The sequence below is a fragment of the Streptomyces melanosporofaciens genome (genome assembly GCF_900105695.1).
GTDB lineage: Bacteria > Actinomycetota > Actinomycetes > Streptomycetales > Streptomycetaceae > Streptomyces > Streptomyces antimycoticus.
On sequence record NZ_FNST01000002.1, the window covers coordinates 10,100,096 to 10,115,316 of the forward strand.

Below are 15,221 nucleotides of genomic sequence, written 5' to 3' on the forward strand. Positions count from 1 at the left end.
ACGTATGCTTTTGGGCATGCTGACGTTGGAACGGCTCCGGGCGGACCACGCACCTGCCCTACTGACCTTCGAGCGCGAGAACCGCGAGTACTTCGCTCGGTCGATCTCCGACCGCGGGGATGCGTACTTCGCGGAGTTCGCTTCCCTTCTCCGTGCCCGGCTCGCCGAGCAGGATGACGGTGTGTGTCACTTCCATGTCGTCATGGACGACCAGGGGGAGTTGGTCGGCCGCGTCAATCTCGTGGACGTCGAGGACGGCGACGCCGAACTCGGCTACCGGATCGGCGAGCGTGCCGCGGGCCGTGGGGTGGCCACCGCCGCGGTGCAAGAAGTGTGCCGTCTGGCCGCCACGGAGTACCGCCTCTCCACCCTCACCGCGGTCACCACCCTCGACAACGTGGCCTCGAAGACCGTGCTCGAACGGAACGGATTCACCGTCGTGACAGACACCAGTATCAATGGGCGCCCCGGCGTGCGTTACCGCCGTCGGCTCGTTGTGGCGCCTGGATAGCGCACTTGACTGGGGGTCAAGGGCTCGCAGGTTCAAATCCTGTCGTCCCGACCAGCGTTTTCGCAGGTCGAAGGCCATTTCCGCGGGTAGCGGAGGCGGCCTTAACCATTTCCGGGCTGGGAGCGATGGGGAGCCCTCTGGGGGCCCTCGTGCTCCCAACTCGCAGACGTGTCCACGGTGCCCGATTCGTCCGTCACCCGATCCGGTAGACCTACGGCGCCGCACCGCGCCCCTGTGCGCCGCCGTCAGCCACAGGCCACCAAGGTCACCCCACCGCTATGGATGCTCTCGGCATCGAGAAGCATAAGGAGCCCTTGTCGGCCCTCGACCCCCTTTCGGGGTGGGAGCACGATCTCGTGCTCCCCGTGCGACAGGGGGAAGCTATGGGCTGAGGGCCTCGGTAGGCGTGTTTCCGCAGGCAGTCGGTGCTCGGGTCTCCCGGCCGCAAGGAACCTGCAGCGTCAAGACGAGGTAATGCCCCTTGGTGTCTGCTGGCAGACGGGGCACTCCCAGGGCGTGAGCGCCCTGGCGGGCTCTGCAGCGCCGTAGCGAGACAGTCGGCAGGTGCCTTTGCATGCTAAATAGTGTGCCAAGCGCTGCTGGGGTGATCGCAGAGGGGTCTGCCCTTGCCGGAAACCTCGTCCGTGCAGGTCACGCCGCATGTTTGTATTCGTGGAGGATGTCGCCGAGGCGATCGTGTCGGTATGTCGAGGCGGGCTAACGTGTCCGGATCGTCGATCGGCGGGGGCAAGGGGTGCAGCGGTCTGTCGTTCGCGATGCCCTGGTGTGGTCGGTGTCCGTTATAGAACTGCTCGAACTCGCGCAGGGTGTGCAGGAGATGTCGCTGGTTCCAGATCAACGTCCGGTCCAGAAGCTCGCGGCGACAGGTCTGTATCCAGCGCTCCATGATCGAGTTAATTCGTGGCATCTGGATGCCGCTGAGGACGATGTCGATCCCTGCGTCCTTGAGGACGGCATCGAAGAGGTCGGGGAACTTCCCGTCCCGGTCCCGGATCATGAACCGTGCCCGGCAGCGGAGGTCTTCGAGGTCCATAACCAGGTTCTTCGCCGCTTGTGCTACCCAGGATGCGCTCGGATGCGCGGTGGCGCTCAGGAACCGGATCCGGCGACTGCCGTGTTCGATCATCACGAGCACGTACATCGGTACCCTGTGCCGTCGCAGGTGAGCGGGATACGGTCAGTCGGCTGGGATTATGTCCTCCGTGATCGTGTCCTTGCTGTACAAGGTGACCCGGAAGCTGCTCACCGTTCCATCGGTGCTCCTGCGTCCTGAGACGGTGAAGGACGCGGAACTGCTGGTGCTGCGGCACGAGAATGTGGTCCTGCGCCGCCGTTTTGCTGGACCGGTCCGCTACGAGCCTGCCGACCGGTTCTGGTTCGCAGCGCTGTCCGGGCTGATACCCCGGCGCCACTGGCTCAGGGTCTTCCCTGTCACCCCCCGGCACCCTGCTTGCCTGGCACCGCAGGTCATCGCCGCGAAGTGGGACTACACCGCGCGCCGACGCACCGGACGCCCGCCCACCCCGGCAGCGGTCAAGAAGCTCGTCCTGCGGTTGGCCAGGGAGAATCCGAGTTGGGGGCACCGGCGGATCCAAGGGGAGCTGGCCCGACTCGGGCATCGGATCGCCGCTTCGACGGTCTGGGCGATCCTTAGACGTCATCTCATTTGGCGAGTCTGCGGTAGCAGATGAGGGTGCAGGCGATGCTGGTGAAGGCCAGGAAGTGCTCGGCTTTGCGCTCATAGCGACGGTGCAGGCGTCGACATCCGGCGAGCCAGGCCATGGTGCGTTCGATGGTCCAGCGGTGGCGTCCGAGCCGCTCGGAGGACTCGATGCCTTTGCGGGCGATGCGGTGCCGGATGCCACGGCTGCGTAACCATCGGCGCAGGTGGTCGTAGTCGTAGCCCTTGTCGCCGTGGAGTTTGGCGGGACGTCGCCGGCGCGGTCCGCGGCGGGAGCGGATGGGCGGGATGCCCCGCACGAGCGGTTCGAGGGCCTGGCTGTCGTGCAGGTTCGCGCCGGAGATCCCGACAGACAGGGGCAGTCCGGTGCGCTCGGTGATCAAATGGATCTTCGAGCCGTACTTGCCCCGGTCGACAGGATTCGGGCCTGTCAGTCCCCCCTTTTCAGGGCCCGCATGTTCACCGAGTCGATCGCGCAGCGCGACCAGTCCAGCTCGCCCCGGGAGCCGAGTTCGTCGAGTACCAGGCGGTGCAGCTTCGCCCATACCCGCGCCTTCGACCACTCGGTGAATCGCCGGTGGGCGGTCGCTCCCGACGGACCGAACGACGCAGACGGTAGCTGCTGCCACGTGCAGCCCGACGTGGCCACGAACACGATCGCGGCCAGCACTTCCCGGTCACCGTGACGGCGCCGGCCGCCACCCTGCGGACGACTCGGCGCCTCCGGCACCACTCGCTGGAACAACTGCCACAACTCGTCCGGCACCAGCCGCTCAACGATCCCCACACCACGAGCCTATCGAACACTCCAAATGAGATGACCTCTAAAGCTGACCCTGGCGCTCGCGAGCCGGCCCCGAGGTGACCCGATGATCCTGACCCGCCTGCTACCTGCCCCAGAGTTCGAGGACCTGCTCTCCACCATCACCCGCTTCGCCTCACGAGAGCTCGAGCCGCAGGTGGCCGAAGCCGAGGACCACGCCCGATTTCCCCGCGATGCCTTCCGACAACTCGGCAAGCTAGGCGTGTTGTCGTTGCCTCACGACGAGATGTACGGCGGTGGTGAGCTGCCTGACGAAGTGAGCCTGCAGGTCGTCGAGGAGCTTGCCCACACCTGGGCCACCATCGGCGTCGGTGTGACGGTCCACTGGGCGAGCGTCCACCCCTTGTGGCGGTGGGGCACCGACGAGCAGCGCCAGCGTTGGTTGCCCGACCTGATCCGCGGGGACCTGCTTGGCGCGCATTGCCTCTCCGAGCCCGAAGCCGGGTCGGATCCCGGTGCCATGAAGACCACCGCCGTCCGGGAGAAGAACGAGTACGTCCTCAACGGAGTGAAGGCATGGATTACGCATGGCGGCGAAGCCGGCTTCTACACCGTCATGGCGCGCACCTCTGACGAAGGGTCGCGAGGCATCAGCTGCTTCCTCGTGCCCGGGGACGCACCCGGACTGTCCGCCGCGCCGCCCGAACGGAAGATGGGACTCAACGGTTCTCGGACCTCACAGGTGACCTTCGACAACGTGCGCGTAAGCGCGGACCATCGCATCGGCGACGAGGGACGCGGCCTGCCCATGGCACTCGACGCCCTGGACAGCGGGAGGCTCTGCATCGCCGCCGTCGCCACCGGCGTGGCGCAGGCGGCACTGGAGCACGCCAGCCAGTACGCACGCAGCCGGGTCCAGTTCGGGCAGCCCCTTATCGACTTCCAAGGCGTGTCTTTCCTGCTCGCCGATATGTCGTCCCGGATCTCGGCATCGCGTGCCCTCTACCTGGACGCCGCCCGGCGCAAGGACCGCGGTGCGGAGTTCCGTCGGCTGGCCGCCGAGGCAAAGCTGATCGCCTCCGACACCGCGATGGCGGTCACCACCGACGCCGTGCAGGTCCTCGGTGGTGTCGGGTGCACCCGCGACTACCCCGTCGAGCGCCTGATGCGGGAAGCGAAGATCATGCAGATTTCGAAGGCACCAACCAGATTCAGCGTCTGGTCATCGGACGCCACTACCGCGATCAATGAGGAGCTCGCGACGAGCCCTGCGCCGGAGACCGACACGCCTGCGCAAGGGGCGGAAGCCACCCCGCGAAGTCTCTCATTTACGGCCCGGTTGCGCCGGTTGGGTGGGCGTGTGGACGGTCTCGTAATTTCCCAGGGCTGAGTTCAGGTAATTCCCCGGCACCTCGAGGAGTATCGAGGGCCAGTGTGCGAATATCCCAAACGCGACCGGGGGTGGCGGGGATACTGAGCGTCGCCTCCCCATCCCACCGGCCCGGCTCCGCAGCTTTCTCGCGGAGGCACGGGAAGCTGAAGGACATGTGATGTGTCACCGCACCCTGCCCGACTGGGCGCCGATCGGCGTGCAGCCAGCGATGTGCCGCGGTACACCGACACCCATGGGCTGCCCCGAGCCGTACACGAGGCTCTGACCCTGGGGCTGGGGCAACTGGTGGAGCAGGACGACTTCCCGTGACGATCTACCGGAGCATTGCAGTGACCAGGTGGCTGAGACCCGTGCAGTGCGGGGGTGAACGATCGAGGACCTCTCCGGGGCTGAGTAGGTTCTCAGCCCCGGAGAGACGGTTGCTATTTGGAGGACGTTGAACCGGACGAGTTCGTGTAGACGCTTGTCCCAGGTGCGGCCGGCGTGGCCTCCGGCCAGGTCAGCGTGGACACAGGTGGTCTTGGCGAAGCGGACGTGGGCGCCCCGGCGGATGGTGAGGTGGCCGAGGGCCTGGGCGATATGGGTCTTGCCAACGCCGACGGGACCGAAGAGGATCACGGACTCGCTGGCATGCAGCCGGCGCAGGACGCCCAGGTCGCGGATCTGGGCTGCGGGCAGCTTGGAGGACGCGGCGATGTAGAACTTCTCCAGGGTGACCTGCTGTTCGAACTTGGCTCGTCAGAGGCGTCGTTGGAAGGCGACGGTCTCCCGGCGGATGATCTCGTCCTGGCAGAGGCCCTGCAGAAAGTCCAGGTGCAACATGCACCCACCGCCGGAAGGAGGAAATCGACACCTGCAGCCTCTCCTCGTCCCGGAGCCGCTGGTGGATCGTGGACACCGTCACGGTCCCCAGCAGGCTCTTGATGTAGTCGCGGTGCCTGTCGATCTCCGGCCAGATCACCTGCCGCAGCCGCTTGTCGACCAGCCCCGGAAACCACTCCTTGATCCGCTTCGACCAGTCGGCCTCGCTCATCGGTGGTCCGCCCGGGATGATCCATTGGCCATAACGGTGGAGTCCGCACCGGACCTCGGACAGCGAGCAGCAGTATGGCGGCAACCGCCGAGCTGAGTTCGTAGTGGCCGGGGCGGCACCGAGATTCTCGTCGGGCCTCGGGCCGACCGGACGTCACGCAGGGGCTACTGCGAACAGGGCGTCAGGAATGCCGAAGGGGGCGGCCGCCCGGCCATTTTGATTTCACGCGCATCGGCCAGGAGTAGTCGCGTGGTTCCCCCACGCTGTTGTCGTGCGGAACCCAGGGTTGCGGCTCAAAGCCACGAAGGACTCTTAGCCGCGCCCCTGGGCGAAGCGGCTATCAGAACGGGTATCGGCGGGGCTGGTGTTGTACCGAAATCCAGTGCTGCCGGGTCAGCTCGTCGATGAGTGCGTCACCCCCGAAGCGGCCGAGACCTGAGTTCTTTTCTCCGCCGAACGGCATGTTGGCAAGATCGACGACCGGCATGTCGTTGATGTGAGTCATGCCCGCCTCGATACGGTGCGCGAAGGCGAGACCCCGCTCGGCGTCGGTGGTGAATACGGCGCTGGACAGCCCGTATTCGGTATCGTTTGCCACTCGAAGCGCTTCCTCGTCGTCGTTCACCGATATGATCGGCACGATCGGCCCGAAGATCTCGTCCCTGCCGACGGCCATCTCTTGGGTGACCGATGTGAAGATGTGAGGCGGGAGCACCTGCCCAGTGGCCTCACCACCCAGCGCCTGATGTGCGCCCTCGGCACGGGCTGCCTCGACGGTTTTCATCAGCCCGGCGAAATGCCGTTGGCTGACGATCGGGCCGATCACCGTGTCAGGGTCGTTCGGGTCGCCGGTCTTCAGGGTGCTCACGCGGTCGACGTAGCGTTCCACGAACTCGTCGTGAATCGAGCTGTGCACGATGATGCGGTTGGTCGTGATGCACAGCTGTCCCTGGTGAATGAACTTGCCCGCCACCGCAGCACGGACGGCCAGTTCGATGTCCGCGTCGTCGAGGATGACGAACGGGTTGTTGCCGCCGAGTTCGAGCATGACCGACTTGATGCGGGGGCCGGTGGCCGCGCAGTGCGCTACATGGCGTCCGACCGGGGTGGAGCCCGTGAAGGAGACGACGCTGGGCACCGGGTGGAGCAGGAAGGGGTCGCCGATGACGCGCGACGGCCCCGCGAGAACACTGATGACCCCCGGAGGCAGCCCCGCCTCTTCGAAGATCTTCGCCAGCAGAAGCCCGCCGGTGATCGGCGTTTCCTCGGCGGGCTTCACGACCACCGCGTTGCCGAGGGCGAGAGCGGGGGCGAGGGTCCGGGCGGCCAGGTGCAGGGGAAAGTTCCACGGCGTGATGAGGCCGACGACTCCGATCGGCTTGCGGTAGAGACGGTTCTCCTTGCCCTCGATGTCGCCGGGGATGATGCGTCCTTCAGCCCGATGGGGCAAAGTGGCGGCGTCGAGGAGCATCGCCAGCACCGCATCCACTTCCATCGCGGCTTTCAGGCGCGTGCTTCCGGCTTCTCGGACGAGCCAGGAAACGGTCTCTTCCCTGCGCGCCTCCAGAATCTCGGCGGCGCGGCGTATGATCCGCGCCCGTTCGCCGGGGAGTACCTTTTCCCACGACCTCTGGGCGCGATCAGCCTCGCGGAAAGCCTCGTCGACATCGTCCGCGTCGGCTGCGACCAACTGGGCCAGTACCTGCCCGCTGTAGGGATCGCGAACGGTGAGCGGTGAGGCGGATCCGCCGTGCCGCCACCGGCCTGCCAGGTAGAGCTGATCGAAGTCGTAAGGGGCATCGATGGATGAGAGCACGGACATGGCCTTTCTCAACGGATGATCGTGTGACCTGCGACGGGGTGGGGGAGATATGGCTCTTCAAGGGCGTCCATTTCCTTCTGAGTGAGGTCCAGGCCGAGTGCCGCGATCGCGTCATCGAGGTGACTCGCCTTGGTGACGCCGATGAGAGGGGCGGTGACCGGTGACTTCTGCGTCACCCACGCCAACGCCACTTGAGCCGGGGGAACCGCACGGGACTCGGCGATCTCGGCGACTCGCTCGACGATGGCCCGGTCACCTGAGTCGGTGTCGTACAAGGCACTCCCGAAGGCGTCGTTCTCGGAACGCCGCGTGGTGTCGCCCCAGGGACGGGTGAGCCTGCCACGCGCGAGGGGGCTCCAGGGAAGAATGCCGATGCCCTGATCGGCGCAGAACGCCAACATTTCGCGCTCTTCCTCGCGATACAGCAGGTTGTAATGGCTCTGCATCGAGACGAACCGCGTCCAACCGTTGCCTTCGGCCAGGTGCTGGGCCTTGGCGAACTGCCATGTGAACATGGAACTGGCGCCGATGTAGCGGACCTTGCCCGCCTTCACGACGTCGTGCAGGGCTTCCATGGTCTCTTCGACGGGGACTTCCGGGTCCCATCGGTGGATTTGGTAGAGATCGATGAAGTCGGTACCCAGGCGGCGCAGACTGGCATCGAGTTGAGCGAAGATCGCCTTGCGCGACAGGCCGCCACCGTTGGGGCCCGGTCGCATCCGGCCGTGCACCTTGGTCGCGATGACCACCTCGTCGCGAGGGGCGAAGTCGGCCAGGGCACGGCCCACGATCTCCTCACTGGAGCCGTTGGAGTAGACGTTCGCGGTGTCGAAGAAGTTGATCCCGTGGTCCAGCGCCTGGCGGATGAGCAGCCGGCTCTCGTCTTCCGGCAGGCTCCACCGGTGGCCCCCCTGGTCTGGTTCGCCGAAGCTCATACAGCCCAGTGCGAGTGCTGAGACCTGTAGGCCGGAATGTCCCAGCCTGGTGTACCTCATGTATTTCTCCAAGACGTGTGGCGGCCCGGGAGGGCCGGGACTCCATCCGTACGCCCGCCGTACCTTCCGCGGTACGCCGGGAAGCCATCGGGCGGGGCAGATGTCAGACGGTGGGCAACGGCCGGCGTGCGGTCTCCTTGAGGGTGAGGGCTGTTCCGAGCGAGATCGCGGCGGCGGTCATCAGCATCCAAGCGGGAGCCAGCTTGTTGGAGGTCTCCTCGATCAGCCAGGTGGCGATGTAGGGCGCGCTGCCGCCCGTGATGATCGAGGCGGCGTTGTAGCCGAGGCTGAATCCGCTGGAACGCACCTTGGCGGGGAACAACTCGGTGTACGCGGCGAGGATGACACCCATATAGGCGGCCTCGGCCTGACCGAGCACGATCTGCGCCACCACTGCCCAGGTGACCGATCCCTGCCCCATCAGCAGGAACAACGGGTAGCCCAGCACCAGGTTGGCGGCGGAGACACCGATCAGGATCGGGCGGCGGCCCCAGCGGTCACAGGCCGCGCCCCACAGGGGAATGGCGATGGTGGCCAGCGCCAGGGTGAGCACGCTCGTCCAGACCGCCGCATCCGGGGACATGATCTTCTGTGCGGTGAAGTAGGTCGTCATGTAGCTGAACACGATGTAGTACGCGGCGAACGACACGAGCGACAGGCCGCAGACCGTCAGCACACCGCGGGTATGGGACCGCAGTGCGGCCAGGGCCGGCACCTTGGCGACCCGTCCGGCCTCCTCGAGGTTGGCGAAGTCCTTCGACTCCTCCACCCGGCGCCGCACGACCAGCGCGAGAATGCCCAGGGGCAGGGAGAGCAGGAACGGAATGCGCCAGCCCCACGCGGAGAGCTGCTCGGGGGTGAGGCCCCACCGTACTATCGCGACGACCAGAGCACCGAGCAAGGTGCCGGCCAGCGTTCCGATCTGCGCGGTGCTGGTATGGAAGCCACGGGTTCTGTCCGGCGCCGCTTCGGCGACGAACGCCGCCGCACTCCCGAGTTCACCGCCGGCGGAGATGCCCTGCACACAGCGCAGGATCAGCAGCATCACCGGTGCCGCGACCCCGATGGCCGCGAAGCTCGGCAGGACCCCCATGACCGTGCTGGCGAAGGCCATGCCGAGGACGGCGGTGGCCAGCGCCGGCCGGCGGCCGTACCGGTCCGCCACATGTCCCAGCAGTACTCCACCGATCGGGCGCAGGGCGAACGCGGCTCCGAACACGGCCAGTGTGTAGAGGAGCGCCGCTGTGGGGTCGGACTGCGGAAAGAACACATCGGCGATGGTCAGGGCCAAAAAGCCGTACACACTGAAGTCGTAGTACTCGATGGCGGTGCCGACGCCGCCCGCCAGTGTTACCTGCCGCATGGTCTTCTGGCGTGTGGAGGGCACATCGGGGCTGGCCGCGGTGACGCCGGGTTGCTGTACGGGTGGCATGGGGACTCCTCAAGGAGCTGGAGGAATGGTGCGACGAACCCAGGACCCCATGGGCTGTGCGCCGAAGGGTGGGGACGGGAGCGCCCGAGGGGCGGGCCGGAAGAGGACCGGCGGGGGGCTGCGCCGACGACGTCCGCGCGACCGACGGCAGCGTGCTCAGCTGCCCGCTAATTAGTTTCCGTTCCTGACACGTAATGTATGAGAGCTTCGATGGCCTGGCAAGAGCCGGCGGGGCAAGGGATGCCGGTCACTCCGCGGGGGGCCTGTGGGCGCGGCGCTTGTCACCGGTCGCGCCACGAGGGGCTGCGCTTCTCGACGAAGGCCCGGCCGCCCTCGGCCGCGTCCTCGCTGCCGAACACCGCGTCCATCTCGGCGTCGTTCCGCTCCCAGACCGCGGGTTCCCAGTCCGATCCGGTGGCCGCACCGTGGTGGACGAGCCGTTTGGCCGCACGTACTGCCAGCGGCGCGTTCGCGGCCACGATACGGGCGAGTTCCAGCGCCGACTCCAGCACGCGACCGGCGGGCGCGACACGGTTGACGAGCCCCAAGGTCTCGGCCCTCCGGGCGTCGATGCGCTCACCGGTCAGGACGGCCTCCAGGGCGACCTTCAGCGGAATCTGACGGGGAAGCCGGATGACCCCGCCGGCAGCGGCGAACAACCCCCGCTTGACCTCGGGCAGACCCAGTGCGGCGGTCTCGTCGATCACCGCCAGATCGCAGGCCAGGACGATCTCGGTGCCTCCGCCGAGCGCGAAACCGTTGACCGCGGCGATCAGAGGCTTGTCGACGAAGTGGCGGACCATCCCCGCGAAGCCCCATTCGGGATGGCCGGCCGCGTCGATGGAACGGCCTGCGGCGAGTTCCTTCAGATCGGCCCCGGCGCAGAAGGCACGGCCCGCACCGGTGATCACCCCCACTCGGACGGCGGGATCGTGCCGGATGGTCTCCAAGGCGGTGCCGAGGGCCTCCGACAGCGCCGCGTCGACCGCGTTCAGCGCGTGGGGCCGGTTGAGCGTCACCACGGCGATGTCGCCCAGCCGTTCCAAGGTGGCCGCCGGGCCGGGGGTGTCGGTGATGTGTCGCTCCGGCATAGGTGCGTTCCCTCGTGGTTGTGTTCCGTCCCGCATGGTGTCCCCGCTCATCAGCGCGGAGCCATGCGAATGGCACCGTCCAGGCGGACCGTCTCGCCGTTGATCATCGGGTTCTCGACGATGTGGGCGACCAGCGCCGCGTACTCCTCCGGTCGGCCCAGCCTCCTGGGGTGCGGAACCTGTGCGCTCAGGGAATCCTTGACGGCTTCGGGCAGTGCGCTGAGCAGCGGTGTCTCGAACAGCCCCGGCGCGATGGTCACGACCCGTACGAGCCGGTCGGCCAGATCACGGGCGATGGGCAGGGTCATCCCCACCACACCGCCTTTCGACGCCGAGTACGCGCTCTGTCCGATCTGGCCCTCGAATGCCGCGACGGACGCGGTGTTGACGATGACACCGCGTTCCTCACCCACCGGATCCTGGGCGGCCATCCGCTCGGCGGCGAGACGAATGGTGTTGAAGCTGCCGATCAGATTGACCTCGACCACCCGTCGGAAGGCGGCCAGCGGGAACGGGCCGTTCTTGCCGAGGGTCCGCATCGGCTTGTCGATACCGGCGCAGTTCACGACCACGCGCAGTGGCCCCAGCCCGGCGGCCGTGTCCAGCACCGCGCGTATCTGCTCCTCGTCGGTGACATCCGCGGCGACGAACCGTGCCCGGCCGCCGAGCTCTTCGGCGATCGAGGCCCCCTGCGAGGAAGGCAGGTCCACGATCACCACCCGGCCGCCCGCGGACAGCAGACGGCGTGCGGTGGCCAGTCCCAGGCCGGAGGCTCCTCCGGTGATGAGTGACACGCTGTTGGAGATGTCCATGATGGTGGTTTCCTCATTCATCGGAGTCGTTCGATGACGGTGGCGTTGGCCATGCCGCCGAACTCGCACATGGTCTGGAGACCGAAGCGGCCGCCGGTGGCTTCGAGGTGGCCGAGCAAGGTGGTGAGCAGCCGGGTGCCGGACCCGCCCAGCGGGTGTCCGAGGGCGATGGCGCCACCACGCGGATTGAGGCGCTCGGGATCGGCGTCGAACTCCCGCAGCCACGCCAGCGGAACCGATGCGAAAGCCTCGTTCACCTCGTAGGCATCGATGGTGTCCACGGTCAGTCCGGACCGCTTCATCACCTTGTGGGTGGCGGGGATGACGCCGGTGAGCATCAGCAGCGGGTCGCTGCCGGCCACCGCGAAGGAGTGGAAGCGGGCGCGGGGGCGTAGCCCCAGCTCCGTGGCGCGCCGTTCGCTCATGATGAGTACGGCGGAGGCCCCGTCCGTCAGGGGCGAGGAGTTTCCGGCGGTGATGCGCCACCCGATCTCGGGGAAACGCCGCCCGGTCCGCTCATCGATGAACGCCGGCCCGAGCGTGGCGAGTCTCTCCGTGGTGGTGGCCGGGCGGATGGTCTCGTCCACCGTGTGTTGCCTGCCGACGCCTTCCGCGTCGGTGACGTGCACCGGGACGATCTCCGCTGCGAAGTCCCCCGCCTCGCTCGCCCGTGCCGCCCTGTGGTGAGAGCGGGCGGCGAACGCGTCCAGCGTTTCGCGGTCGATCTTCCAGCCAGCGGCGATGAGCTCGGCACTGATGCCCTGTTGGACAAGGCCGTCAGGGTAGCGGTCGGCCAGCGGTGCGAACGGATTCGCCCCGTTGCCGCCGCTGCCCATGGGCACACGGCTCATCGACTCCACACCGCAGGCGATCACCATGTCGTAGGCGCCGGCCAGCACGCCCTGGGCCGCGAAGTGCACCGCTTGCTGGCTGGAGCCGCACTGGCGGTCCACCGTGGTGGCGGGCACCGATGCCGGGAGCCCGGCCGCCAGCAGCGCGGTGCGGCCGATGTTGTACGACTGCTCGCCGATCTGCGAGACACAGCCCGCGACCACGTCGTCTATCTCCGCCGGGTCCACGTCATTGCGCTGCACCAGTGCCTTCACCACGTCGGCCAGAAGCGACGCGGGGTGGTTGCCGGAAAGAGCTCCGCCTGGCTTTCCCCGCCCGGACGCGGTACGCACCGCGTCGACGATCACTGCCTGGTTCATGCGCTGGCTCCTGAGGTGGGTGGGGGGATGATGACCGGGCGGCCCGTGGTGTCGAGGTCCTTCGCGACCGCCGTGCGCACGGGGTCGGGCACCGGGACCGGGCGCCGGGACCGGCGGTCCACGTAGACGTGGACGAACCGGCCGATGGCGATGGCTGTGTCGTCCGGTGCGTCAGGGGCGTCACCGCCGGTGCGGAAGACCGCGAGCCGGTAGGTGACGCTGCTGCGGCCCAGCCGGTCACAGGCCACCCCGACCAGCAGGTGTTCGGGGTAGGCGGCCTGCCGCAGATAGCGGCAGCCGCTCTCGGCCACCACGCCGATGGCCTCGCCTTCGTGCGCGATGCGGCCGGCCCGGTGGTGGAGCCAGCTGTTGACCGCGGTGTCGAAGTACTCGTAGTACACGGCGTTGTTGATGTGCCCGTACGCGTCGTTGTCGCGCCATCGTGTCGGGCACGGCACCAGCACCGGGAAGGCGTCGCGGGTGACCGCTTCGTCCGGGTCCGCGCGCCTCATCGTGCCTCCCCGGGCTCTTCGCCTGGATGGAGCAGCTGCCGCACGGCGCGGCCCGCGGCAAGCTCCTCGAACGCGGTGTTGATCTCCTGCAGGGGCAGGACGCCACTGACCAGCCGCTCCACGGGCAGCTTGCCCTCGCGCCACATGCCGATCAGCAGCGGGATGTCGCGCTGGGCAACCGATGAGCCCATGTACGAACCGGCGAACGTCTTCGCCTCTCCGGCGAAGGCCAGCGCCGGCAGGGTGACCTTCGCGTCGGGGGCGGGCAGGCCGACGGAGACCGCCGTCCCGCCCCGGCGGGTCAACGCGAAGGCGTGCTCCATCACGGCACTGATACCGGCCGCCTCGAACACCCAGCGGCTGCCGCCCCCGGTGAGTTCCCGCAGCAGGCCCTCCGCCTCGCCGGGCTCGCAGGCGTGGGTCGCCCCGAGCGCGACAGCCAACGCGCGTTTGTCGGCCACCGGGTCCACCGCGACGATGGGCCACGCGCCGCACGAGACGGCCCCGAGCACCGCCGCCTGCCCCACTCCCCCCAGACCGAGCACGGCGACGCTCTCACCGGGGGACACCCCGGCCGTGTTGCGCACCGCGCCGAAGCCGGTGAGCATGGCGCAGCCGAGAACGGCGGCCACGTCGAAGGGAACGTCCTTGTCGACGACGACGGCCGAGGAGCGATCGACGACCGCGTACTCGGCGAAGCCGGACACTCCGAGGTGGTGCTTGATCTCCGTCCCGGATGCGTCGTGCAACCGCCCGCCGCCGCCGAGGAGCCGACCCGCGGCGTTGGCGGCCCCTCCCGCCTCGCACAGCGCGGGGCGGCCCTCCTCGCAGTAACCGCAGGCCCCGCAGCTGGGAACGAAGGCCAGCACGACGTGGTCCCCGACGGCCACATCCGAGACCCCGGGGCCGACGTCGGCAACGACCCCCGCCGCCTCGTGCCCCAGTGCCATCGGCAGGGGGCGCACCCGGTGGCCGGTGACGACCGACAGATCGGAGTGGCAGACACCTGCGGCGCGTATGTTCACCAGCAGCTCACCGGCACCCGGTGCGTCGAGCGCGAGCTGCTCGATGCCCAGGGGGCTCGTTGTCGTGTACGGCCGCTTGGATCCGGCGGCCCGCAGTACGGCGGCTGTGGTCCTCATGACTCCCTCCCGGCGTTCCCGGTCAGCCGACGGGCCCGAGCGTGCTGGAGAGCCTGGGCGTGCTCATGGCTGCTCTGCAGTACCGCGACGGACTGGGCCGACAGACTCAGCCCCGTGCTGAACGAGGCCTCCGCGCAGTCGTTCACCAGCCGCTTCATGGCGGTCACGGCGTTCGGGGGCATCTCCTGAAGACGCCGCGCCAACGCGAGGGTCCGCTCGCGCAGCGAGGCGTCGGGCACGGTGAGCGTGACGAGTCCGATCCGCTCGGCCTCGTCGGCGCTCACGCCCCGTGCGGTCAGCAGCAGCTCCAGGGCACGGCCACGCCCGACGACGCGGGGCAGCAACCAGGCACCGCCGTCCCCTGCCGACAGCCCGACCCTGATGTAACCCTCCCGCAGTACGGCGGACCGGGCCGCCACTCTCAGGTCGCAGGCCAGAGCGATGTCCAGTCCAGCACCGACCGCGGGGCCGTTGATCATGGCAATGGTCGGTTTGGGGCAGTCCATCAAGGCGCGTGCCACGGCGTGGATGTGCTCGGTGAGATAACGCAGGTGTCCCGTGGCATCGGTGTCGCCACCCATTGCGGAGACGTCACCACCGGCGCAGAACGCGTCTCCCGCGCCGGTGAGGATGACCGCCCGTACCGCGTCGTCCTGGCCCGCCCGTATGAGTTCGGCGGTCAGAGTGTCGAGAAGGTGCTGGTCGAACGCGTTCTTCTTGCCGGGGTTGCGCATCTCCAGGACAGTGACGCCCCCTTCGCGCTGAATGCCGACATCCGTGATCTCAGGCACGGCCGTCTCCT

Annotated in this window: 14 protein-coding genes and 2 pseudogenes; 4 read left to right on the top strand and 12 right to left on the bottom strand. The window is 68.0% G+C overall.

Annotated elements, in window-relative coordinates:
- Positions 1–16: 16 nt before the first annotated feature.
- The gene (locus BLV72_RS45570; RefSeq protein WP_167746543.1) at positions 17–511 is read left to right on the top strand and encodes a GNAT family N-acetyltransferase; all 495 of its coding nucleotides are present in this window, start codon (positions 17–19) and stop codon (positions 509–511) included.
- A gap of 577 nt (positions 512–1,088) precedes the next feature.
- On the opposite strand, the gene BLV72_RS45580 is transcribed toward BLV72_RS45570, so the two are convergent.
- Entirely contained in the window at positions 1,089–1,673 is a 585-nt protein-coding gene (locus tag BLV72_RS45580; protein WP_244321345.1) for an integrase core domain-containing protein, read from the bottom strand.
- A 61-nt stretch (positions 1,674–1,734) separates the two neighbouring features.
- On the opposite strand from BLV72_RS45580, the gene BLV72_RS45585 reads away from it, so the two are divergent.
- The gene (locus BLV72_RS45585; protein ID WP_167746544.1) at positions 1,735–2,223 is read left to right on the top strand and encodes a helix-turn-helix domain-containing protein; all 489 of its coding nucleotides are present in this window, start codon (positions 1,735–1,737) and stop codon (positions 2,221–2,223) included.
- On the opposite strand, the gene BLV72_RS45590 is transcribed toward BLV72_RS45585, so the two are convergent.
- Positions 2,195–2,994 (bottom strand): IS5 family transposase gene (locus BLV72_RS45590; protein WP_167746688.1). Its coding sequence is split into 2 segments (ribosomal slippage): positions 2,195–2,646 and positions 2,646–2,994, totalling 801 coding nucleotides; the frame shifts between segments, so codons are not numbered across the junction. The two genes, BLV72_RS45585 and BLV72_RS45590, sit on opposite strands and share 29 nt — an antisense overlap.
- A gap of 88 nt (positions 2,995–3,082) precedes the next feature.
- On the opposite strand from BLV72_RS45590, the pseudogene BLV72_RS45595 reads away from it, so the two are divergent.
- Positions 3,083–4,227 (top strand): annotated as a pseudogene (locus tag BLV72_RS45595) (acyl-CoA dehydrogenase family protein).
- Positions 4,228–4,528: 301 nt separating this feature from the next.
- Positions 4,529–4,678 carry a hypothetical protein gene (locus tag BLV72_RS50885; RefSeq protein WP_244321533.1) on the top strand — a complete coding sequence of 50 codons (150 nt, stop codon included), beginning with the start codon at positions 4,529–4,531 and terminating at the stop codon, positions 4,676–4,678.
- 117 nt (positions 4,679–4,795) lie between these two features.
- Here the strand turns inward: BLV72_RS50885 and BLV72_RS50890 are convergent.
- The 10 genes and pseudogenes from BLV72_RS50890 to BLV72_RS45650 all read right to left on the bottom strand — a co-directional run.
- Positions 4,796–5,092, bottom strand: a pseudogene (locus BLV72_RS50890) (ATP-binding protein); the annotation flags it as partial.
- 650 nt (positions 5,093–5,742) lie between these two features.
- Positions 5,743–7,224 carry an aldehyde dehydrogenase family protein gene (locus BLV72_RS45610; protein ID WP_093469897.1) on the bottom strand — a complete coding sequence of 494 codons (1,482 nt, stop codon included), beginning with the start codon at positions 7,222–7,224 and terminating at the stop codon, positions 5,743–5,745.
- An 8-nt stretch (positions 7,225–7,232) separates the two neighbouring features.
- The gene (locus BLV72_RS45615) at positions 7,233–8,219 is read right to left on the bottom strand and encodes an aldo/keto reductase (RefSeq protein WP_093469899.1); all 987 of its coding nucleotides are present in this window, start codon (positions 8,217–8,219) and stop codon (positions 7,233–7,235) included.
- 103 nt (positions 8,220–8,322) lie between these two features.
- On the bottom strand, positions 8,323–9,651 hold the full coding sequence (locus BLV72_RS45620; protein WP_093469902.1) for an MFS transporter: 1,329 nt from the start codon (positions 9,649–9,651) through the stop codon (positions 8,323–8,325).
- 281 nt (positions 9,652–9,932) lie between these two features.
- On the bottom strand, positions 9,933–10,742 hold the full coding sequence (locus BLV72_RS45625; RefSeq protein ID WP_093469905.1) for a crotonase/enoyl-CoA hydratase family protein: 810 nt from the start codon (positions 10,740–10,742) through the stop codon (positions 9,933–9,935).
- A gap of 50 nt (positions 10,743–10,792) precedes the next feature.
- Positions 10,793–11,554: a 3-hydroxyacyl-CoA dehydrogenase gene (locus tag BLV72_RS45630; protein WP_093470920.1), complete on the bottom strand. Its 762-nt coding sequence runs from the start codon at positions 11,552–11,554 to the stop codon at positions 10,793–10,795.
- 17 nt (positions 11,555–11,571) lie between these two features.
- Complete coding sequence (locus tag BLV72_RS45635) at positions 11,572–12,765, bottom strand: thiolase family protein (protein WP_093469908.1); 1,194 nt, start codon at positions 12,763–12,765, stop codon at positions 11,572–11,574.
- Positions 12,762–13,277: an acyl-CoA thioesterase gene (locus BLV72_RS45640; RefSeq protein WP_093469910.1), complete on the bottom strand. Its 516-nt coding sequence runs from the start codon at positions 13,275–13,277 to the stop codon at positions 12,762–12,764. The genes BLV72_RS45635 and BLV72_RS45640 overlap by 4 nt, the downstream gene beginning before the upstream one ends.
- Complete coding sequence (locus BLV72_RS45645) at positions 13,274–14,419, bottom strand: alcohol dehydrogenase catalytic domain-containing protein (RefSeq protein WP_093469913.1); 1,146 nt, start codon at positions 14,417–14,419, stop codon at positions 13,274–13,276. Before BLV72_RS45645 ends, BLV72_RS45640 begins: the two co-directional genes overlap by 4 nt.
- On the bottom strand, positions 14,416–15,210 hold the full coding sequence (locus BLV72_RS45650) for an enoyl-CoA hydratase/isomerase family protein (protein WP_208905959.1): 795 nt from the start codon (positions 15,208–15,210) through the stop codon (positions 14,416–14,418). Before BLV72_RS45650 ends, BLV72_RS45645 begins: the two co-directional genes overlap by 4 nt.
- Positions 15,211–15,221 lie beyond the last annotated feature (11 nt).

What these genes read in the sequence shown, in the direction of transcription:
- BLV72_RS45635 (WP_093469908.1), bottom strand. Translation starts at nt 12,765, where the DNA reads ATGAACCAGGCAGTGATCGTCGACGCGGTGCGTACCGCGTCCGGGCGG.
- BLV72_RS45640 (WP_093469910.1), bottom strand. Translation starts at nt 13,277, where the DNA reads ATGAGGCGCGCGGACCCGGACGAAGCGGTCACCCGCGACGCCTTCCCG.
- BLV72_RS45630 (WP_093470920.1), bottom strand. Translation starts at nt 11,554, where the DNA reads ATGGACATCTCCAACAGCGTGTCACTCATCACCGGAGGAGCCTCCGGC.
- BLV72_RS45625 (WP_093469905.1), bottom strand. Translation starts at nt 10,742, where the DNA reads ATGCCGGAGCGACACATCACCGACACCCCCGGCCCGGCGGCCACCTTG.
- BLV72_RS45580 (WP_244321345.1), bottom strand. Translation starts at nt 1,673, where the DNA reads ATGTACGTGCTCGTGATGATCGAACACGGCAGTCGCCGGATCCGGTTC.
- BLV72_RS45615 (WP_093469899.1), bottom strand. Translation starts at nt 8,219, where the DNA reads ATGAGGTACACCAGGCTGGGACATTCCGGCCTACAGGTCTCAGCACTC.
- BLV72_RS45645 (WP_093469913.1), bottom strand. Translation starts at nt 14,419, where the DNA reads ATGAGGACCACAGCCGCCGTACTGCGGGCCGCCGGATCCAAGCGGCCG.
- BLV72_RS45620 (WP_093469902.1), bottom strand. Translation starts at nt 9,651, where the DNA reads ATGCCACCCGTACAGCAACCCGGCGTCACCGCGGCCAGCCCCGATGTG.
- BLV72_RS45610 (WP_093469897.1), bottom strand. Translation starts at nt 7,224, where the DNA reads ATGTCCGTGCTCTCATCCATCGATGCCCCTTACGACTTCGATCAGCTC.
- BLV72_RS45570 (WP_167746543.1), top strand. Translation starts at nt 17, where the DNA reads ATGCTGACGTTGGAACGGCTCCGGGCGGACCACGCACCTGCCCTACTG.